This window comes from Lentzea sp. NPDC037011 (genome assembly GCF_055607425.1).
Genome location: NZ_JBVJRT010000002.1, coordinates 583,275 through 602,943 on the forward strand (window position 1 = coordinate 583,275; position 19,669 = coordinate 602,943).

The following is a 19,669-nucleotide window of genomic DNA, read 5'->3' on the forward strand; positions in this document are numbered from 1 at the left end:
GACAGGTTACGGAATGACCTTGTGTTCGTCTACCACCGGATCCTCACCAGTTCGGCGAACGCACGCTCTCACAGTCGTCTACGTCGGCTTATCGCGGGGTGGAGAGACGCGTCACCCGACGACGCGGCGAATCACCGAAATGGGACCGATCGAGTCGATGTCGGCGATTTTGACCGGAACGCCCTCGGTGGACGCGTGCACCGCGCGGACGCTGTCCACGGCCATCGCCACGTGCGACTGACCTGCGTAGTAGATGATGAGGTCGCCCGGCGCGATGGTCGCCCGCGTCACCGCGCGGCCCACCTTCGCCTGGTCGTAGGTGACCCGCGGGATCGAGACGTTCGCGGCCCGGTAGGCGGCCTGCACCAGCGAGGAGCAGTCCCACTGGTCGGGGCCGTTTGCGCCGAACACGTACGGCTCGCCGCGCTGCGCCAGCGCGAAGTTCAGCGCCGTGCCGGCCGCACCCGCGGGCACCGGCACCGCCGAGGTGTCACCCTTGGTGGCCAGCGTCGCCTGCTGCGGCCTCGACAGCGACTGGTACTTGGCCCGCGCGGTCGCCACCTGCTGGTCCATCGCGGTCTTGCGGGCCGCCACGTCCGCGACGAGCTCGGTCGCCGCCTCGGCCGCCGAGGCCGCGCCGGCCCTGGCCTTCGCGGCCGCCGTCAGCGTGGCGTCGAGCCGGGCCACCGCCTCGTTGTTCTCCGCGGCGAGAATGTTGAGGGCCTGCATGCGCTCCAGGAAGTCCTGCTGGGACGTGCTGGTCAGCAGCGCGGAGATGTCGCTGAACCGCGCTCCCTGGAACGACGCCTCGGTCAGCAGGTCCACCTGGCCGCGGAACTGCTCGGACGCGGTCAGCGCCTGCTTCTCGGTCTCGGTGGCGGTGCCGAGCCGCGTGTTCGCCGCCGCCAGGTCGACCTGCGCCTTGAGGTGGTCCTGGGTGAGCTCCTCGGCGTGGTGGGTCAGCTCGGTGTAGGCCTTCAGCGCGTCGGCGACCGGTTGGGCGTGCGCGGAGGGCGTCGACACCACCGTCGCGGCCACCACCGCGGCGAGAGCGGCCGTCCTCGCGGTCCTTGCAGCACGTCGGCCGGACACGCGGCCTCCTCAGGAGTCGGGAACAACTTCTGAGGAGGCGTACGGCCGGTGGGCCGACCGGGTTCAGCCCTGGGCGTGATCCAGCATCTCGGCGACGACCGCGCCGTTGCCGCAGTGGTTCAGCACCTCTCCGACCGAGCTGCCGAACACGGGTGCGGTCAGGACGTCCGTCGCGCACACGGCCACGGCGCTGTGGTTCCAGGGGTTCTCGGGCACCTGCACGTCCGGGCCGAACATCGAACCGGGGTCGGCCAGTGCGGGGGACGCGGCCGCGAGTGCGGCACCGGCGGCCGCGAGAACAGAGGTTGCGATACGTGAGTATTTGGACACGACGCGCAACCTAGAGGTGCTCGCCCTCCGATCCGGCACCACGCGCCGGGTTCGGCGCCAACACCACCCGATCAGGCACCCCTGCGCGGGTTCCATGGGCGCTTGATAGGTTAGGCAAGCCTAAACTCAGGAGGTGGACAGGTGCGCAGGACAGTCGCCGCGGTGCTCTTGCTCGGACTGGTGGCCGGGTGTGGTGGGACCACCCCCGCGGAGCAGCAGCAGCAGCAGCAGGGCCAGTGGTCGTTCAAGGACGACCGGGGCAAGGAGGTCACCGCCGAGAAGCGGCCGGAGCGCGTGGTCGCACAGGTGTCCGCCGCGGGCGCGCTGAAGGACTACGGCGTCAACGTGGTCGGCACGTTCGGCCCGCTCAAGCGCGCGGACGGCACCACCGACCCCGAGGCGGGCAGCATCGACCCGAGCCAGGTCACCGACATCACCGGCCCCGGCTACGGCGAGATCGACATCGAGAAGTTCGCCGCGCTGAACGCCGACCTCGTCGTCGCCGGCTACTACCCCGAGGTCAGCGGGCTCTGGCACCTCACGGCCGAGTTCGAGGAGAAGGTCGCGAAGATCGCCCCGACCGTCGGCATCGGCCAGTCGAAGATCCAGCTGCCGGACGGCATCAAGCGCTTCCGCGACCTGGCCCAGTCCCTCGGCGCCGACGTCGACTCGGCCAAGGTGAAGGCCGACGAGCAGGCGTTCACCAAGGCCGCCGAGCGGTTGAAGGCCATCGGCGCCAAGATGACGGCCGCGAACCAGAAGATCCAGGTGGTCGGCGCCGACCCGAAGCTCTTCTACGTCGCGGTGCCGGCCCGCAACCCCGATCTCGACTGGTACGCGAAGGAGCTCGGCCTGCCGCTGCTCACGCCGGCCACGCCCGACGCCGAGGGCGGCGGCTACTTCCAGTCGCTGTCGTGGGAGAACGTCGGCACGTACAAGGAACACGTGATCATGTGGGACACCCGCCAGCACGTGCTCGACCCGGAGAAGATGAAGGAGGGCCACCCGGTCTTCCAGGCACTGCCCGCCGTGCAGGCCGGCCGGTTCGTGGAGTGGAACGCGGTCGCCCCGCTGAGCTACACCTCCTACGCCGGGATCATGAACAAATTGGCTGACCAGTTGGACGCGGCCTTGGCACGATGACCATGTGCTGACGCTTTTGAAGGACAACGGCCCGTTGCGCGTGCTCACCACCGCACGGGTCGTTTCCGTTGTCGGGGACGCGCTGAGCCTGGTCACGCTGATGCTGCACGTCCAGTCGGCGCTGGGGCAGGCGCTGGCGGTCGCCGCCCTGCTGCTCGTCGGGGACTTCGCGCCGTCGTTGCTCAGCCCGTTCACCGGCCTCGTGAGCGACCGCTTCGACCGGCGCACGGTCATGGTCGGCTGCGAGGCCGCGCAGTGCGTGCTGCTGGCGGTCATCGCGTTCACCCTGCCGCCGTTGCCGGTCCTGCTCGCGCTCGTCGGGCTGCGGGCGCTGCTGGGGCAGGTCTTCCTGCCGGCGTCGCGGGCGGCGGTGCCGAGCCTGGTCGCGGAGGAGGACCTCGGGCCCGCGAACACCGCGCTGGGCTTCGGCACCAACAGCGCGGACGTGCTCGGGCCGCTGCTCGCCGCCGTGCTGCTGACGTTCCTCGACACCCGCGGTGTGCTGCTCGTGGACGCCGCCTCCTTCGCACTGGCCGCGGTGTTGCTGCTGCGGCTGCCGCGGCTGGTGGTGCCGGCGGAACCGGGGGAGACGGTCCTCGGCGACGCCCGTGCCGGGCTGCGCGAGATCTGGCACAACCGCACGGTGCGGATCGTGTTCCTGGGCTTCTGCGGAGTCGTGGCGTGCACCGCGATCGACGACGTGGCGGTCATCCAGCTCACCAAGGACGTCTTCGGGAGCTCCGACAGCGCGGCGAGCGTGGTGCTGGCCGCGGTCGGCGCCGGCTTGCTCGCCGGGTACGCGTTGCTCGCCAAGGGGTCCGCGCGGCTGGGCATGGTCGCGCTGCTCGTCACCGGGTTCGTGCTGAGCAGCGCGGGCAACCTGCTCACCGGTCTGGCGTGGGGCGTCGCGTCGGCGTTCGCGCTGCAGGCGGTGCGCGGGCTGGGCATCGCGGGCATGGACGTCGCGCACAGCACGCTGCTGCAACGGCTGGTGCCCGCCGACCGGACGGGCCGGGTGTTCGGCAACTTCTACGGCGGGATCGGCGTCGCCGCGGCGCTGTCGTACGTCGGCGGCGGCCTGCTGCTCGACGCGGCCGGACCCCGGCTGACGTTCGTCGTGGCCGGTGGCGCGGGCGTGCTCGTGGCGGTCTGGGTCGCGGTCGCCCTGCGCCGGCACGGCTCGGTAGCCTCGTGATCATGGACCTCCTCGACCACGGCCTGCTCGACGTCGGCGACGGCAACCGGCTCTACTGGGAGGTCGTCGGCGAGCCGGACGCCAAACCCGCCGTGTACCTGCACGGCGGACCGGGGTCGGGCTGCTCGGTCGGCGCGCGCAAGGTGTTGAGCGCGGGCAACTACAAGACGGTCCTGTTCGACCAGCGCGGTTGCGGCCGCAGCACGCCGAACGCGAGCGATCCGGCGACGGACCTGAGCGTCAACACCACCGACCACCTGATCGCCGACGTCGAACGGCTGCGCGAGCACCTCGGCATCGAGAAGTGGCTGGTGTTCGGCGGTTCCTGGGGTGTGACGCTGGCCGTCGCCTACGCGCAGCGCCACCCGGACCGGGTCAGCGAGCTGATCCTCGTGGCGGTGAGCCTGTCCTCGCAGCGCGAGCTGGACTGGCTGTACCGGGGCGCGTCCCGGTTCTTCCCGGAGGCGTGGGCCCGCTTCAGCGCGCACGCGGGCGATCCGCCGGACGTCGTGCGCGCCTACGCGGACCTGATGGAGCACCCCGACCGCGCGGTGCGGGAACGGGCGGCGATCGAGTGGTCGCGGTGGGAGGACACCGTGCTGTCGCTGGAGAACTTCGGCAAGCAGGGCAGCTGGACCGGCCGCCCCTCCGACGAGATGCTCGCGCTGGTGCGGATCTGCGCGCACTACTACGCGAACCACGGCTTCGTCGGCGACCTGCTGGGCGACGCGCACCGGCTCACCGGCATCCCCGGTGAGATCATCCACGGCCGCCGCGACCTGAGCTGCCCACCCGACACGGCCTGGCGGTTGGCGGAGGCGTGGCCGGATGCGACGCTGACCGTCGTGGACGACAGCGGCCACAAGGGCAGTCCCGCGTTCGTCGCCGCCATCGAGGCCGCAGCGAGGAGGTTCTCCCCATGACGCAACGGAAACCGCACGGCATGGACTTCGAGTCGTGGATCGACCGCCAGATCCGCGAGGCCCAGGAGCGCGGCGAGTTCGACGGCCTGCCCAGCGCCGGCAAACCGCTGCCCGGCGCGGGGGAACCGCTCGACGAGGACTGGTGGATCAAGCGGAAGGTGCGCGAGGAGGAGGGGACAGCGGGCCTGCCGCCTTCCCTCGTGCTGCGCAAGGAAGCCGAGAGCGCGAAGGAACGCGCGCTCACGGCTCCCACCGACGAGGACGCGCGCGCGATCATCGAAGCGATCAACACGCGCATCCTCGACGCACTGCGCAAACCGTTGTCCGGTCCGCCTTTGAACCTGATGCCGTTCAACGTCGAAAAGCTGGTACGTGAGCGGAAGGGGACCTCACGTACCGACTAGCTCAGCTCGCGTTGATGTCGATGCAGGAGTAGAACGCCATCGCGGTGTCGCCGATGTTCCACACCGCGAGGACCTTGTGCCGGCCCGCCGACCCCACGTTCACCGTGTGCTGCACGCTCGCCGGCGGCTGCTGGTTGTTGCCGCTGAACGTGGCCACCTTGCGACCGTCCACGAAGTAGTCGTAGTCCCGCGTGCGGTGCCGCGCGGTGAACGTCCAGTTGAACGTCACCGAACGACCGGTCTGGTGCACCTTCCAGCCCTTGCTGTCGTTGCTCAGTTCGGCGAACTGCGGCAGGTTGGCGTGGCAGCTCTGCAGCCCCTTCGGGCCCTCGACCGACTGCGGCTCGTACTTGATGTTGCCGCAGGAGACCACGCCACTGGCGCACTGGGCCTGACGGCTGGCGGGCGAGGACACGTACCCGTGCGCGAACGCCGTGCCGGTGGGGAGAGCCACGACGAGCAACGGTGCAGCGACCACACCGGCCACAGCGGCCGCGACCCTGCGTCGAATTTTCATGTGACTTCCTTTGCCTTGATGTTGCGGGTTGTGCGTTACATCGCGGCGGCGGTGAAGGTCTAGACCATACCGCGAGTGACGAAGGAGCCACAAGGTGTGCCTGCGGATCGGCTGGCGAACTGTCCTGTCCGGGCGAAGACGGCGGTGTTCGGACCTGGTCAGCGGAGGTGGTGGCGGAGTTGGGAAGTACATGGCGGGTGCGTTCGAGGGGTGGTGCCGTCCCGGTATCCCAGACCGGACGGGATGATCGTCCATGGCGTCGTGGGTCTTCCAGGTGGTGCCGGGGTGGGGCATGACGGTCCGGGACCAACACGAAGACGACATCGGCGAGGCAGGCCCGCCGGGTGAGCAGCCACCCGTCGTCGAGGTGCGGAACACGGTGGTCGCGACCTCGGTTTCGAGCGCAGGGCAGGCCCACACGGTTACCGGCGGCGTCCACCACCTCACCCTGCTGTTCCGGGGCAGCCGATGCCGCGGCAGTTGCCCGCCGTTCCCTCGGGGTTCGTCGGACGCGCCGCCGAGCTTGACCAACTGACCGCGGCCCTGGCCCCCTCGGCAGAGGTGTTGGTGGTGTCGGCGATCGGCGGGGCCGGGGGCATCGGCAAGACCTGGCTCGCGCTGGCGTGGGCATATCGGCACCTGGAGCGGTTTCCCGACGGGCAGCTGTTCGTCGACCTGCACGGCTTCAGCCCCGCCGGCGAGCCGATGCAGCCGGCGGTGGCGGTGCGCGGGTTCCTCGACGCCCTGGACGTCGACCCGAACCGCATCCCCACCGACCTCCACGCCCAAGCCGCGCTCTACCGCAGTCTGGTGGCCAGGCGGCGGATGCTCACCGTGCTGGACAACGCCGCCACCAGAGACCAGGTCACCCCCTGTTGCCCGGCTCGCCGACCTGCACCGTGCTGGTCACCGGCCGCCAGAAGCTGGCCTCGCTGATCGACCGGCACGGTGCCCGCCACCTGCCCCTCGGTGCCCTGCCCACGAGGAGGCCCGCGCCCTGCTGGCCGCCCGCCCGGGCGCCGACCGCGTCGTCGCCGAACCCGAGGCGGTGGACGAGCTGATCGGGCTGTGCGGGGCCACCCGCTGGCGTTGTCGATCACCGCGCGCACCGCCGGGCCCACCGTGCTGTCCTGGTCCCTGCGCTGGCTCACCGAACGGGCTGGAGAACGCCTCGCTGCTGCAACGGCGGCCGGGCGGCCGCTACGCCATGCACGACCTGATCCGCCGCTACGCCAGGGACACCGCCCACACCACCCTGCCCGAGCACGTGCGGGAAGCGGCTCCAGAAGCCGCGTGGAGCCCGGATCCGGGTGGGCCGGTGGAACACGGCGTGATCCGACGGGTGGGCGTTGAGCGATTCAACGCCCACTCGCCGCCTCGGCAACGAAGTGGTCGCTCCACGGCGAGCACGCTTGCCACCGGCGGAGGTCGGGGGTGCACTGTCACGCATGAGCGAACCGCACGGTCCGCAGTCGAAATCCACCTTCGGTCAGACGCTCCTGCGCCACCGGACGGCAGCCGGACTGTCGCAAGCGGCGCTGGCCCTGGCTTCGGGCATGAGCGTTCGGGCACTGAGGGACCTGGAGCACGGAAGGGCGGCCGCCGCGCAGGAGCGTTCGACCGAACTGCTGGCGGACGCCCTCGGACTGACCGGTGACGAGCGGGTGTCCTTCGTGGTGCTGGCGACGCAGAAGCGCCGTCGCTCCGCGCACGGGGAGAACAGGGCGATGCTGTACGCGTTGCCCGTCACGCCGAACGTGGTGGGCAGAGAGGACGAGCTCCGCAGCCTGTCCACGATGGCCGATGCGGGCGGCGTCGTGGTGATCGCCGGCCCGCCGGGCGTGGGCAAGACCACGTTGGCGGTCGCGGCCGCGGACTACCTGATGTCCCGGTTCTCGGACGGCACCCTTGCCCTGGACCTGCGTGGCGTCGGCAACCAGCCGATGAGCTCCAGCGTCGCTCTTGAACGCGTGCTGACGTCGCTGGGGGTGCCGCCGGGCCGCATACCCCCGACGCAAGGCGAACGCAGCTCGCTCTTCCACACCTTGTTGCGGGATCGAAGCGTGCTGCTGATCCTGGACAACGCGATGGACGAAGCTCAGGTCAAGCCGTTGCTGGCCAGCGGCGAGCACAGTTTGACCATCGTGACCTGCCGTCGTGCCCTGGCGGGCCTGGAGTCGGCGCACCGGCTGCCGATCGACATGCTGACCACGGCGAACGCGGTGGACCTGCTCGCGTCGATCGTGGGCGATGACGTGGTCCGATCCGAACCGGAGGCAGCGGATGAGCTCGTCTCCCTCTGCGGGAACCTGCCGCTGGCCGTGCGGATCGTGGGCAACCGACTGGCCACCCGGCGGTTCTCGTCGATCGCCTACCTGGTCGGACAGATGCGGGACCAGCGGAAGAGGCTGAACTCGTTGTCGGTGGGCGATCTGCACGTGCGGGCGGCTTTCGCGACGTCGCTCCAGTGGCTGGGAGAAGGTGAGCGCTCCGCTTTCCGGCGTCTCGCCATCATTCCCGGCGCTCACTTCGACGACGACCTCGCCGCGGTCGCGACCGGCACACCGGCGGACGAGATCGGCGCGGTGCTGGACTCGCTGGTCGAGATGTCGCTGATCAACGTCATCGGCGATCCCGTTCGACTTCAGTTCCACGACCTGGTCCGGCTGTTCGCGTACGAGTGCTGGCTCGACGAGGAACCGGAGGAGGAGCGAGACCGGCTCCGCGACGAGCTGTACGCCCATGTCCTCAGCCTGGGCACCGCCGCCGGCCGGCTCTTCCTCCCGACCGTGCGGGAGATCTCGGAAGACTGTCCGTTCCGGTCGCAGCGGGAAGCGGAGGACTGGCTGGAGGAGAACGTCACGACGTGGTCCGAAGTGTGCAGGGAAGCCGTGCAGCTGGGCTGGCACGAACAGGTGTACGACTTCGTCTGGTCGTTGCACACCTACATGCCCGGCCGGGAGTACGGGTACGGCTGGAACAAGATCTTCGAGTGCGGACTCCAGGCGGCGCAAGCGCTCCGGGACCGCGTCAAAGAAGCCGAGATGCTCGCACTGATGGGCTGGACGCTGCACGCGTCCGCCGGTGAAAGCGACCGCGCGCTCAACGTGCTCCACGAAGCACTGGCTCTCTCCCGGGAGATCGACCACCGGAGGATGGTCCTGGCGTCGCATTCAGCACTGGGGCTCACCTCGGCAGCGCTGGGGCGGCCGGCCGAAGCCGTCGAACACAGCAGACAGGCCTACCTCGTGTCGAAGGACCTCGGTTTCTTCGAGGAGCGCCTGTGGGCGACGCTGTCGTTCGGCACGTCGCTTCTGGCGGCGGGTGAGTTCCAGGAGGCTCTGGAGCTGCACAGCGCGTTGCTCGTCGAAACGAGGGATCGCAGTGATCAGACGAACCACGGCCTCGTGTCGAAGATGGAAGCGCACCTGCTCGCGCTGACGGGTGACTCCTTCGCCGGGCTGAACCGCTGGGAAGAGGCGGCGGAGTCCTACCACGCGGCGCGGTCACAGCCGGGCATCGACCAGGCCCGCTACCGGAGTGAGGCAGAACTGGCGTTCAGCGAGGGCGTCGCGTGGCGCAACGTGGGCGACGTCGACCGCGCACGCAGGTGCTTGACGTTTGCCCACGCCCGGTTGGACGGACCGGTCAACCAGTCGATGCGAGAACGCGTCGAAGCGGAGTTGGCGCTCCTGCCCGAGTGACCTGGACGCGCGGCTCACACCGCGGCGCGGCGGAGGCCGCCGATCGGTTCGTCACCTGGCGCGCACATCCTGGTCCCTCGAAACGGAGTCCCTGGGAAGACGGGTGCCGGGGCCCGTCCTCAAAGCTGGTTGCTCTGACGTGCTTTGACCTTGTGTCGTGGCGTGATCTGCCGGAGCGGTACGGGCCGTGGAAGACGGTGTGCAACCGGTTCTGGCGGTGCTCGCGCAACGGCATCCTGACGATGCCGGTGTCGAAGGTGCGGGTGATCGCGGAGGCGGTCGACGAGCTGGACCGGGAGGTCTCGGTCGGCTCCAGCATCGTGCGCGCCCATCAGCACACGGCCGGTGCCCGCCGCCGCACGCCTGCGCGCACAGGGGGCGAGCGGGTCGTGTGGCGGGCAGACCGAACCAGATGATCATGCTATCGGCCGGTCACGCGGCGGCCCGTCGACCAAGATCCACCACGCCCTCACCCTGCGCCGCCGCCTCGGCGACGCCTGCGAGGTCGCGAACACCCTCGACCACGTGGGCCAGCCCCACGCCGTCCTCGGCCGGTAGGGGCAGGCCCGCACGGTGTGGCGGGAGGCACTGGAGCTGTACCGGGACCAAGGCCGTCACGCCGACGCCGACCGCGTCCGACAACAGCTCGACGACCTCGACACCCACGATGCCGCTCCGCCGTCCCAGAGCGCCGAAACCGCCAACCAGGTCCGGACAACGGCAGGGATGGATGTCCAGGTCCACCTGGCGGGCTGCAGGTCGGCGAGCTGATGCTCCGCCAGGTTCGTGCGGATCGGCCGGCGAACCCGGCCGAGACCCCGGCCCGTGTCCTGTTCGACGCCGGTTCTGGACAGTTTCCCGGGAACCCGCAGGTCGCCCTCCGGTGCCGCACCGGTTCCGGCCGCGCCGGTGCGAGACTGCCCGCGAACGTGACGAGGTGAAGGAGTTCGGCGTGTCCGCTGACGTCCCGGAAGGACCGGTTCCCGACCCCGGCGAGCGGGGCAACCCGGTGCTCGGCCTGCTCGACAAGGCCATCGGCCTGCAGGCACCGCTGGTGCGCAAGAACATCGCCAGGGCCCGCCAGCGAAACCCGGAGGCCACCCCGGCGGAGGTGGTCCGCACCCTGGAACGGATGTACGTCAGCGCCCTCGCCGGAACCGGTGCTGCGGTCGGGGGTGCCGCCGCCGCTCCCGCCGTGGGGACCGGGGTCGCGATCGCGCTGTCGGCGGGGGAGGCGTTCTCGTCGCTGGAGCTGAGCGCCCTGTTCGTGCTCTCCGTCGCGGAGGTGCACGGGGTGCGCGTCGAGGAGGTCGAACGGCGCCGGACGCTCGTGCTGGGGGTCCTGCTCGGCGAGTCCGGGTCGAAGACGATCGGCAAGGTCGCCGAGCGCACCGGTCAGCACTGGGCGCGCCAGCTCGTCGGCAAGGTGCCGGCGGCGACGCTGCTGCGGATCAACAAGGTGCTGGGCAAGAACTTCGTCACCAAGTACGGCACGAAGCAGGGGATCATCGTGCTCGGCCGGGCGGCGCCGTTCGGCATCGGCGCGGTGATCGGCGGCGGTGCCAACGCCGCCGTCGCCGCACTGGCCGTTCGAGCCGCGCGGCGGGCCTTCGGACCGGCGCCCGAGGCGTGGCCGGAGGGGGAGGACGGAACGGAGGTCCTGGAGGGCACCGTGGTCGAACCGGACGCGGAGACCGGGTGAGCGCCGTCCGGGGACGGCTCAGGCGGAGGTGACCTCTTCCGCGGGCTCCTCCGCGGCACGGGCCAGGCGGCGCTTGATCACGACGGTGCCCACCACGCCGGCCACCACGGCAATGGCCAGGCCCGCGTACGAGAAGCCCTTCAACCACTTCTCGGCCACCACGCCGAGGTAGTACACGGCCGCCGTGGTGCCGCCGGCCCAGACGACGCCGCCGAGGGCGTTGGCGACGAGGAACTTCCCGTAGGGCATGTGCATGGAACCGGCCAGCGGGCCGGCGAGAATGCGCAGCAGTGCCACGAAACGACCGAAGAACACCGCCCAGGCACCGCGTTTGTGGAACACGCGGCGGGCGTGGGTGAGCTGTGCCTCGCCGAAGTGCTTGGGGAACTTGCGGCCCATCCACGCGAACAGGCGCGGACCGCCGCGGCGGCCGATGAGGTAGCCGAAGTTGTCGCCGATGATGGCGCCCGCGCTCGCCCACACGCCGATCCACAGCGGGCTCAGCTCATCGTGCTGCGAGGCCAGCAGGGACGCGGTGACCAGCACGATCTCGCCGGGGAGCGGGATGCCGAGCGACTCGAAGCCGATCACGAGGCCCACGATGGCGTACACGAGCAGAGGAGGGATGGCTTCGAGCCACTGTTCGACCGGCACCTCGCAACTCTATCCCCGGTGCCGGAACGGGGCTGCCTCCGCGACATCGCCGCAATCGGCATCTGAGCTGTTCGTCCGTTTCAACATTCGCCGCTTTCCGTGCGGCCTGCCGCTGAACCGCAGGAGGTGCGAGGCCGTAGGCCCAGGCAGGAGGTGAGGACCGTGCGCGTCCTTGGAGTCCTGCTCGCGGTGCTGGTGCTCGCGGGCTGCGCGCAGCCGCCGCCCGCGCCGGAGAAGTTCCAGTTCACGGCCACGACGCTGGAGGGCGCCGAGTTCCGCGGCGACAAGCTCGTCGGGAACCCCGCGGTGCTGTGGTTCTGGACGCCGTGGTGCCCGTCCTGCAACGCCGAGGCGCCGACCGTCGCGAAGGTCGCGGGCAAGCACCACGAGGTGCAGTTCGTCGGTGTCGCGGCCGAGGACCGGCTCGACGCGATGAAGGAGTTCGTGTCCGGCCACCGGCTCGACGGGTTCCCGCACCTCGCCGACCTCGACGGGGCGGTGTGGAAGCGGTTCGGGGTGACCGCGCAGCCCACCTTCGCGTTCGTCCGCGGTGACGGGTCCGTCGAGCTCCTCATCGGCGCGCCCACCGAGGAGCAGCTCGACGAGCGCGTCGCGGCCCTCACGCCGTGACCACCCCGTCCGGGGCGTCGAGCGGGGATCATGGGCTCACCCTGTCGAATCGGGCCGCCCGCGTTCGTGTGGAGGGCGAGAGGAGTCCACCATGACGCAGCAGTACCTGCTCAGCATCTACCAGCCCGACGGTGAGGTCCCGCCCCCCGAGGTGCTTCAGTCGATCATGCGGGACCTCGGCGCGCTCAACGAGGAGATGAAGGCGCGCGGGGCGTGGGTGTTCGCCGCCGGTCTGCACCCGCCGACGACCGCGACCGTGCTGCGGGCGAAGGACGGTGACGTGCTGCTGACCGACGGGCCGTTCGCCGAGGGCAGGGAGCACATCGGCGGGTTCACCGTCATCAGCGCCGCCGACCTGGACGAGGCGCTGGAGTGGGGGCGCCGGCTCGCCACCGTGCTGAGCCCGCTGGCGGTCGAGGTGCGGCCCGTCGCGTCCGGATGATCGAGGAGGTCTTCCGCGCGGAGTACGGCCGCGCCGTGTCCGTCCTGACCCGGTTCCTCGGCGACCTCGACCTCGCTGAGGAGGCGGTGCAGGACGCCTTCGCGACGGCCGCCGCGCGCTGGCCGGTCGACGGCGTGCCGCCCGCACCGGCCGGCTGGATCATCACCACGGCCCGCAACCGCGCCGTCGACCGGCTGCGCCGCGAGGCCAAGGGCCGGGAGAAGCAGTCGGCACTGGTGCCGCGGGAACCGGAGGTGGAGGACGTGGGTGCCGTGCCCGACGACCGGCTGCGGCTGATCTTCACCTGCTGCCACCCGTCGCTCGCCCTGCCGGCGCGGGTGGCGCTGACGCTGAAGCTGCTCGGCGGGTTGTCGACCGGTGAGATCGCCAGGGCGTTCCTGGTGCCGGAAACCACGATGGCGCAGCGGATCGTGCGCGCGAAGGGCAAGATCCGCGCCGCCCGCATCCCCTACCGGGTGCCGCGCGACGCCGACCTGCCCGAACGGCTCGCGGCCGTGCTCGCCGTCCTCTACCTCGTCTTCACCGAGGGGTACCTCGGCGAGGGCGCGCTGGCCGACGAGGCGGTCCGGCTCTGCCGGGTGCTGGCTTCGCTGATGCCGGACGAGCCGGAGGCGCAGGGCCTGCTCGCGTTGATGCTGCTGGTCCGGTCACGGCGCGCGGCCAGGCTGGCGGACGGCAGGCTGGTGCTGCTGGCCGACCAGGACCGGTCCCGCTGGGACGCGGACATGGTCAACGAGGGGCAGGACCTCGTGCGCCGGTGCCTGCGCCGGAACCAGCCAGGCTCGTACCAGGTCCAGGCCGCCATCAACGCCGTGCACAGCGACCCGCCGACCGACTGGACCCAGGTCGTGGCCCTCTACGACCAGCTGATGGCACTCGCACCGAGCCCGGTGGTGGCGCTGAACCGCGCGGTGGCGGTCGCCGAGGTCGCCGGCCCGGCGGAAGGGCTGCGGCTGGTCGACGAGCTGGGGCTGGAGCGGTACCACCTGTTCCACGCGGTGCGCGCGGACCTGCTCGGCCGCCTGGGCGCCGACCCGCGTCCCGCGCTGGAGGCCGCGCTCGACCTGGCCGTGCACCCGGCCGAACGCGACCTCCTGCGCTCACGCCTGCTTGCGGCGGCGGACCAGCAGGAGCGCGCCGACCACCACGACCAGCCCGAGCACGACCCACACCCAGGCGGGCAGCCCGTCTGAGCCCTGCTCGGCCGAGGCCGCCGGGGGAGCGGTCGACGCCGCCGCGGCCGACGTGGTGGTCGTGACCGGTGCCGAGGTCGTGACCGCGACGACGTTCAACGTGAACGCGACCGTGCCCCGGACGACGTCGCCGTCGTCGGCCTGCGCCGCCCACGTGAGGGTGTGCGCCCCGGACTTCGCCGCGGCCGGGTCGACCGTCGCGGTGATGGTGCTGCCGACCGCGGCCGCCCGCGTGACCGGCCACGTTGCGCCGTCCGGTCCGGTGATGACGACCGCGTCGCCCTCCGGCAGGCTCACGGTGTCGCTGAAGACGAGCTCCACCTGCTTGGGCGCGGCGTCGAGCGTGGCGCCCGCCGCCGGGGTGCTGCTCTTGAGTTCGGCGTGGGCCGACGCGGGTCCGGCGGTGCCCGTCGCGGCGAGCAGGACCAGCACGAACGCGATGAGGTAACGGATCACGTGCGCAGAGTAGTGGTGGGAACGGTCCCGGCGGCACCCTCGAAGATCGGGTGCAAGTCACTGGTTTGGTCGCCGATGCACTTGGGTAACCCGCGCAGAACTGATCAACGTGACCCTTGGGGAGCGGTTTGGCGCACGACCAGGCAGCACGAGCGGACGACGTGTCGCACCTGCCGCTGGGCAGGCAGCGGCCCTCGCTCGCGACCGTTCGGCGCTGGGTGCGGCTGGAGCTCATGGGCGAGGACCAGAACTGCGTCGGTGACGTGCTGCTGGTCGTGAACGAGCTGGTGAGCAACGCCTACCGGTACACCTCCGAGCCGTCGTTCCTGCGGGTCGTCCTCTCACCGGGCAAGATCCGGGTCGAGATCACCCACGACGCGCAGGCCCGGCCGCCGTTGCGGAAGGTCAGCCGGCCGCAGCGGGGCTACGGCCTGGTGCTGGTGGCCCGGTTGTCCGACCGGTGGGGTGTGGACAGGGCGCACGGCGGCACCGTCGTGTGGGCCGACCTCCCGAGGGAAGAGAAGTGAGTTCGGTTCGGTGGGTTTCGATCGTCGCGCCTTTGGGTACGGATCCCGCTGCCTTGAAGCAACAGGGCGCGGGGAGAGGCTGATGGGTGTCATCGGACGGTCCAGCGAGCACGTGGACCTCGTCCTGCCGGAGGGGATGATGCCGCTCGCCGACGTGCGCGCGCAGGTCCGTCGCCTCCTTCTGGGGATGCATGAGAACGTGGTGGTCGACGTGATGGTCGTGGCCACCGAGCTCGTCAGCAACGCCTACCACCACGCAGCGCCACCGCGCCGGGTCCGGGTCATGTCCCTGCCCGAGCGCGAGGTCGTGCGGGTGGAGGTCGAGGACGGCACGCCCGGCCGCTTCCCGCAGCTGGGGCGGATGGGGTTCCTCGGGCGGCGGCAACGCGGTTTGTTGCTGGTCAACGGGCTGGCGCAGGTGTGGGGGCACAACCGGTTCCCCGAGTTCAAGACGGTGTGGGCGGACATCACGACCGTGCGCTGACGAGGGTCACGCCGTCGACCTGCGCACCACGTGGTCGGTGCGCGGCAGGTGCATCGTCAGGTGCGCCCGGTCGCTGCGCAGCACCACCCAGGACCGTTCGACGGCGCGGCCGTGGACGTCGTGCGCCATCCACGCGACCGACAGCAGCGGTGTCGCCGACCGCACGCCGAGCAGACCGGCGACGCGCGGGGTCGCGAGAGCGGTCGTGCACCACGGGTGCAGGTCGCCGAACCGAACGCGGTAGTGGTCGGCGAGGAACCGCCGCAGCGGCACCTCGTGGTCGTAGCGCTCGGCGAGACCGGGGTACTGGGAGGCGCGCAGGAACGTCGATCGCACCCCGATCGGCTCGTCCCCGCGCACCAGCACCGCCTCGACGTTGACCACGTCCTGCGCGCCGATCGTGCGCACCGCCACCGACTCGCGCGCCGCCAGGTCGTTGACCAGCGCGTCGAGGCTCACCCGGTGCAACGGCCTGCGCGGCGCCACCTCCGTGCCCTGCCGGCCGGCCCTGCGGATGAGCCGGCCCTCCAGCACCAGTTCGTCCAGCGCCTTGCGGATCGTGGTGCGCGACATGCCGTAGAGCTCCGCCAGCTCGCGCTCCGGCGGGAACGGTGTGCCGTCCGGCAGCTCGGCGAGCAGGTCGACCAGCTGGGTCTTGGCCTGGTAGTAGCGCGGCGTGAAGGGCACACCCGGACGCTATTTCCGTGCGATAACCAGCGGCTCATCGCAGTTCGCGGACGTCGGGCACCGAGCCGATCCGCTCGTACTCGCGCACCGCCGCGGCCCGGTCGCCGCGCAGGAACGCCTCCGCCGCGTCGCGCCACCGCGACCACGAGACTCCGGCGAGGCTTTCCGGCCCGTGCCCGGTGGCGGCGAGCACGAGCGGCAGACCGGCGCCGATGGGCCCGGTGATCTGGTGGCCGGGCAGCACGGTGAGCAGCTCGTCCACCCACTTTCCGGCGGGCCGGCCGTCGAGCAGCGCGAGCCGTGCGGCCAGCACGAGCGGGTGCTGCAGCTCGCCGGGGTGGTTCTTGCGGCGGGCCAGGTCGAGCGCGTGGGCGGCGTCGGCGCGGGCACCGGGCAGGTCGCCGGTCAGCAACCGGATTCGCGCGCGGATCGCGTGGTAGAACGGCTCGGTCGGCCTGGCCGCGATCGACTCGCCGAGGTTCGCGAGCGCCGCCTCGTGGTCGCCGTCCCAGAACAGCTCGACGTACCGCGACGACTCCAGCCAGGCCAGGGTGTGCCGGTCGCCGTGGCGCAACGCCGCCGCCCGTGCCTCCGCGCGCACGGCACGTCGTGCGCGCGCATCGCCGAGCATCGCGTACGCGGTGCCCATGGTGAACAGGCACAGGCTCGCGGAGACACCGGCCGCCTGCCGTTCGGCCACGGCCTGGCGCATGTCGTCGATCCCCGCCGCGTCCCCCTTCTTCACCCGCGACAACCCCAGCGTCTCCCACGCGATGGCGCGCTCGGTGCCGGTGGCCCCGGTCAACGCCGCCCGTGCCGCGGTGATCGCCTCGTCGGTGCGGCCCACCAGCGTGAGCGCGTGCGCGGCCTGGGCCAGCACGGCGCACACCCGTTCACCGGGCTCAGCCGCGGCCAGGAGCTCCAGCGCCCGGTCCAGGTGCCGCACGGCCTCGCGGTGCTCGCCGCGGTTCCAGCACGCCTGCCACGCCGCCCTGGACGCGTCCGCGGCACCGGCGAGGTCGCCGGCGGCCACGTGCAGCTCGACCGCCTCGGCGAGCTCCGCCGTGCCGGCGCCGTCCCCGGACAGGCTGGTTCCCAGCAACGTCAGCAGTTCCGCGCGGTCGCCGTGGCCCGGCGGGCAGACGGCGAGCGCGGCCTCGAAGCACCGCGTCGCCGTGGCGCGGGCCGCGAGCGCCGCCGCCTTGCGACCGGTCTCGGTCAACGCCTCCCGCGCGTGCCGGCCGAGGATGTCGCACGGCCGCCCGGAGGCCTCGGCCAGCCACACCGCCTCCTGGAAGTGGTGCGCCAGCAGCGGAACGTGCTCCAGCGGCAGTGCGCGCACCCACTCCGCGGCGCGGTAGTGCTTCATCGCCTTGGACCCGCGCGGCACCCGGTCGTAGGCGACGTCGCGCACCAGCACGTGGCTGAACGCGTACTCGGCCTCGCCCACGACGTTGCTGACCGGCAGCCGGTGCAGGAAATCCCGCTGCCGCAACACCTCCAGCGACCGCGTGACCTCCTCTACAGCGCGTTCGGCGACCGCGGCGACGGCGCCCGGCCACACCGTCGCACCGAGCACCGCCGCGTCCTGCAGCACGACCTTCTCCAACGGCGGCAACGAGTCCAGCCGCGCGCCGATCACCGTCTGCACCGTGTCCGGCAACGCGTCCCCGGCGCCGTCGCGCAGCATCCGCACGTACTCCCCGGCGAACAGCGGGTTGCCCGCCGACCGGTGCAGCAGCTCGTCCAGGTCCGCCGTCACGTCGTGCCGGGTCATCAGCACCTTCAGCAGCAGCGTGGTGTCCTCTTCGGACAGTGGGGCCAGCGTCGTGACGCCGCCCCAGGACGGGCGACGGGCCAGCAGCTCCGGCCGGGCCGTCACGAGCACCAGCAGCGGCACGTCGTCGGCGGTGTCGGCCAGGCCGTGCAGGAAGTCCAGCAGCAGGTCGTCGGCCCGGTGCGCGTCCTCCACGACCACCACGAGCGGGTCGGCCGCGAGCTGTTCGACCAGCCTGCGCCACGCCATCAGCACATCGCTGCCCTGCGGGCCGACACCGAGCAACGCCGACAGCTGCGCGACGAGCCACGGTTCGGAGCTGATCGTCCTGATCTTCGCGGTGACCGCCTCCGCCGAGTCGGTGTCGTACACGCCGGCGTGGGCGCGCACGACCTCCGCGAGCGGTGCCAGCGGGTCGTTGTGGCTGACCGGCGGCGTGCGGCCGGTCAGCGCGGGGCGCCCCGCCGTGAACTCGCGCACCAGCCGCGACTTGCCCGCACCGGGTTCGCCGACCAGCGTCACGAGCCGGGGCCGCCGGGTCCGCGTCACCTCGTCGAACGCCTCGCACAACCGCGCGAGCTCGGCCGACCGCCCGACGAACGGCGCGTCGTCGCCCGCGGGGGTGAGCGCCCGGTCGGTGGCGGGACAGGTCCGCACCTCGCCCGCCGCGGCCAGGGCGACCAGCCGGAGCCCCGCGTCGAGCAACGTGCCGCTGACCTCCAGCCGGTCGCCCGACGTCACCAGCGCGGGACCGGTGCACACGGCAGCGGCCGCGGGGTGGCGTCCGACGACCTCGAACGCCGCGCGCACCGCCCGTGCCGCGTCGTCCTCACTCCCGGCGGGTGCGCCGAAGGTGGCGCAGAGGGTCGACCCGAGCGTCGTCACCACGACCCCGCCGAGGGCCTCGACCAGGTCGCGGACGTCGGCGCCGCGGACCTCCAGCTGTTCATCGGCCGCCTCGTCGGTGCCGAGCTCCAACCGGGTCACCAGGACGCTGACCTTCTTGCGCTCCAGCACGACCGGCGCCGGGGCCGGGATCAGCGCGAGCGCCGGGTCCTGCGTGAGGACCGCCTGCTCCAGCGCCACCAGGTCGGGTCCCGGGTCGATGCCGAGCTCCGCGGCGAACCGGTCGCGGGCCCGGCGGAACACGGCGAGCGCGTCGGCCTGGCGGCCGGAGCGGTAAAGGGCCAGCATCAGCAGGCCGTGCACCCGTTCCCGCAGCGGGTGGTCGCGCACCAGCGCCTCGAGCTCCGCGACCACCTCGCGGTGCCGCCCGCACGCGATCTCCGCGTCGATCCGGTCCTCCACCGCGACCTCGCGCAGCTGGGCGATCTCCACCAGCGCGGGCCAGGTGACGCCGTCCGCCACCAGGTCGGCGAGCACCGGCCCGCGCCACAGCGCCAGCGCGTCGCGCAGCAGCGTCGCAGCGCGTTCCGGTGTCGCGGCGGTGGCGGCGCCGCCCAGCAGGGCGCGGAACCGGTGCAGGTCGACGCGGTCCGGTTCCGCGCGCAGCAGGTAGCCGGGCTTGCGGGTGACGAGGTCCAGGCCCGCCTTGCGCAACGCCGACACGGCGTTCAGCACGATCCCGCGCGCCGTCGGCGGGGGGTCGTCCGGCCACAGCGCCCCGGTCAGCTCGCTGACCGACACGACCCGGCCGACGTTGAGCAGCAGGAAGCCGAGCACCGCCCGGCGGGTGAACCCGCCCAGCGGAAGCTCCCTGCCGTCGACGCGGACCAGCAGTGGTCCGAGGACGGCGAACTCGACAGCCATTGGACCAGACCATACCGC

General features: G+C 71.8%; 22 protein-coding genes. 14 read left to right on the forward strand and 8 right to left on the reverse strand.

The features are described from left to right. Window positions 1–111: 111 nt before the first annotated feature. Both ACZ7CH_RS07560 and ACZ7CH_RS07565 read right to left on the reverse strand, forming a co-directional pair. Window positions 112–1,092, reverse strand: a complete 981-nt coding sequence (locus ACZ7CH_RS07560; protein WP_470373368.1) for a C40 family peptidase — start codon at window positions 1,090–1,092, stop codon at window positions 112–114. A 63-nt stretch (window positions 1,093–1,155) separates the two neighbouring features. Then, on the reverse strand, window positions 1,156–1,422 hold the full coding sequence (locus ACZ7CH_RS07565; protein ID WP_458433252.1) for a hypothetical protein: 267 nt from the start codon (window positions 1,420–1,422) through the stop codon (window positions 1,156–1,158). 141 nt (window positions 1,423–1,563) lie between these two features. On the opposite strand from ACZ7CH_RS07565, the gene ACZ7CH_RS07570 reads away from it, so the two are divergent. The 4 genes from ACZ7CH_RS07570 to ACZ7CH_RS07585 are packed head-to-tail and all read left to right on the forward strand — an operon-like array spanning window position 1,564 to window position 5,087. Then, the gene (locus tag ACZ7CH_RS07570) at window positions 1,564–2,565 is read left to right on the forward strand and encodes an ABC transporter substrate-binding protein (RefSeq protein WP_470373369.1); all 1,002 of its coding nucleotides are present in this window, start codon (window positions 1,564–1,566) and stop codon (window positions 2,563–2,565) included. 4 nt (window positions 2,566–2,569) lie between these two features. After that, window positions 2,570–3,760 carry an MFS transporter gene (locus tag ACZ7CH_RS07575; RefSeq protein WP_360387452.1) on the forward strand — a complete coding sequence of 397 codons (1,191 nt, stop codon included), beginning with the start codon at window positions 2,570–2,572 and terminating at the stop codon, window positions 3,758–3,760. Between the two features lie 2 nt (window positions 3,761–3,762). Then, window positions 3,763–4,683, forward strand: a complete 921-nt coding sequence (pip, locus tag ACZ7CH_RS07580; RefSeq protein WP_470373370.1) for a prolyl aminopeptidase — start codon at window positions 3,763–3,765, stop codon at window positions 4,681–4,683. Beyond that, window positions 4,680–5,087 carry a DnaJ family domain-containing protein gene (locus ACZ7CH_RS07585; protein ID WP_360387456.1) on the forward strand — a complete coding sequence of 136 codons (408 nt, stop codon included), beginning with the start codon at window positions 4,680–4,682 and terminating at the stop codon, window positions 5,085–5,087. The genes pip and ACZ7CH_RS07585 overlap by 4 nt, the downstream gene beginning before the upstream one ends. Before the next feature lies 1 nt (window position 5,088). On the opposite strand, the gene ACZ7CH_RS07590 is transcribed toward ACZ7CH_RS07585, so the two are convergent. After that, the gene (locus ACZ7CH_RS07590; protein WP_360387458.1) at window positions 5,089–5,604 is read right to left on the reverse strand and encodes a lytic polysaccharide monooxygenase auxiliary activity family 9 protein; all 516 of its coding nucleotides are present in this window, start codon (window positions 5,602–5,604) and stop codon (window positions 5,089–5,091) included. A 253-nt stretch (window positions 5,605–5,857) separates the two neighbouring features. On the opposite strand from ACZ7CH_RS07590, the gene ACZ7CH_RS07595 reads away from it, so the two are divergent. The 4 genes from ACZ7CH_RS07595 (at window position 5,858) to ACZ7CH_RS07610 (ending at window position 9,724) form a co-directional block, all read left to right on the forward strand. After that, the gene (locus ACZ7CH_RS07595; RefSeq protein ID WP_470373371.1) at window positions 5,858–6,139 is read left to right on the forward strand and encodes a hypothetical protein; all 282 of its coding nucleotides are present in this window, start codon (window positions 5,858–5,860) and stop codon (window positions 6,137–6,139) included. Window positions 6,140–6,174: 35 nt separating this feature from the next. Beyond that, on the forward strand, window positions 6,175–6,540 hold the full coding sequence (locus tag ACZ7CH_RS07600) for a hypothetical protein (RefSeq protein WP_470368531.1): 366 nt from the start codon (window positions 6,175–6,177) through the stop codon (window positions 6,538–6,540). Between the two features lie 512 nt (window positions 6,541–7,052). Further along, window positions 7,053–9,308: an ATP-binding protein gene (locus ACZ7CH_RS07605; protein WP_470373372.1), complete on the forward strand. Its 2,256-nt coding sequence runs from the start codon at window positions 7,053–7,055 to the stop codon at window positions 9,306–9,308. A gap of 152 nt (window positions 9,309–9,460) precedes the next feature. Next, on the forward strand, window positions 9,461–9,724 hold the full coding sequence (locus ACZ7CH_RS07610) for a hypothetical protein (RefSeq protein ID WP_458433238.1): 264 nt from the start codon (window positions 9,461–9,463) through the stop codon (window positions 9,722–9,724). Between the two features lie 16 nt (window positions 9,725–9,740). Here the strand turns inward: ACZ7CH_RS07610 and ACZ7CH_RS07615 are convergent, their stop codons facing one another. Beyond that, entirely contained in the window at window positions 9,741–10,052 is a 312-nt protein-coding gene (locus ACZ7CH_RS07615) for a hypothetical protein (RefSeq protein ID WP_470373373.1), read from the reverse strand. Between the two features lie 208 nt (window positions 10,053–10,260). Between ACZ7CH_RS07615 and ACZ7CH_RS07620 the strand changes: the two genes are divergently transcribed. Then, on the forward strand, window positions 10,261–11,010 hold the full coding sequence (locus ACZ7CH_RS07620; RefSeq protein ID WP_360387468.1) for a hypothetical protein: 750 nt from the start codon (window positions 10,261–10,263) through the stop codon (window positions 11,008–11,010). Window positions 11,011–11,028: 18 nt separating this feature from the next. Here ACZ7CH_RS07620 and ACZ7CH_RS07625 read toward each other — a convergent pair whose 3' ends face one another. Further along, window positions 11,029–11,664 carry a DedA family protein gene (locus ACZ7CH_RS07625; RefSeq protein ID WP_360387471.1) on the reverse strand — a complete coding sequence of 212 codons (636 nt, stop codon included), beginning with the start codon at window positions 11,662–11,664 and terminating at the stop codon, window positions 11,029–11,031. Between the two features lie 162 nt (window positions 11,665–11,826). Between ACZ7CH_RS07625 and ACZ7CH_RS07630 the strand changes: the two genes are divergently transcribed. From ACZ7CH_RS07630 to ACZ7CH_RS07640, 3 genes are all read left to right on the forward strand, one after another. Further along, window positions 11,827–12,294, forward strand: a complete 468-nt coding sequence (locus tag ACZ7CH_RS07630; protein WP_360387474.1) for a redoxin domain-containing protein — start codon at window positions 11,827–11,829, stop codon at window positions 12,292–12,294. Between the two features lie 91 nt (window positions 12,295–12,385). Then, window positions 12,386–12,736, forward strand: a complete 351-nt coding sequence (locus ACZ7CH_RS07635) for a YciI family protein (RefSeq protein WP_470373374.1) — start codon at window positions 12,386–12,388, stop codon at window positions 12,734–12,736. Next, complete coding sequence (locus ACZ7CH_RS07640; protein ID WP_470373375.1) at window positions 12,733–13,950, forward strand: RNA polymerase sigma factor; 1,218 nt, start codon at window positions 12,733–12,735, stop codon at window positions 13,948–13,950. Before ACZ7CH_RS07635 ends, ACZ7CH_RS07640 begins: the two co-directional genes overlap by 4 nt. On the opposite strand, the gene ACZ7CH_RS07645 is transcribed toward ACZ7CH_RS07640, so the two are convergent. Further along, window positions 13,858–14,406, reverse strand: a complete 549-nt coding sequence (locus ACZ7CH_RS07645; protein ID WP_360387482.1) for a copper resistance CopC family protein — start codon at window positions 14,404–14,406, stop codon at window positions 13,858–13,860. The genes ACZ7CH_RS07640 and ACZ7CH_RS07645 overlap by 93 nt on opposite strands. A gap of 116 nt (window positions 14,407–14,522) precedes the next feature. On the opposite strand from ACZ7CH_RS07645, the gene ACZ7CH_RS07650 reads away from it, so the two are divergent. Together ACZ7CH_RS07650 and ACZ7CH_RS07655 are read left to right on the forward strand one after the other, a co-directional pair. After that, window positions 14,523–14,933, forward strand: a complete 411-nt coding sequence (locus ACZ7CH_RS07650) for an ATP-binding protein (RefSeq protein WP_360387485.1) — start codon at window positions 14,523–14,525, stop codon at window positions 14,931–14,933. 82 nt (window positions 14,934–15,015) lie between these two features. After that, window positions 15,016–15,417 carry an ATP-binding protein gene (locus ACZ7CH_RS07655; protein WP_360387488.1) on the forward strand — a complete coding sequence of 134 codons (402 nt, stop codon included), beginning with the start codon at window positions 15,016–15,018 and terminating at the stop codon, window positions 15,415–15,417. A gap of 6 nt (window positions 15,418–15,423) precedes the next feature. Here the strand turns inward: ACZ7CH_RS07655 and ACZ7CH_RS07660 are convergent, their stop codons facing one another. Next, complete coding sequence (locus ACZ7CH_RS07660; RefSeq protein WP_470373376.1) at window positions 15,424–16,104, reverse strand: GntR family transcriptional regulator; 681 nt, start codon at window positions 16,102–16,104, stop codon at window positions 15,424–15,426. 34 nt (window positions 16,105–16,138) lie between these two features. Further along, a complete protein-coding gene (locus ACZ7CH_RS07665; protein ID WP_470373377.1) occupies window positions 16,139–19,651 on the reverse strand; it encodes a BTAD domain-containing putative transcriptional regulator in 3,513 nt (1,170 codons plus the stop codon). Between the last annotated feature and the right edge of the window lie 18 nt (window positions 19,652–19,669).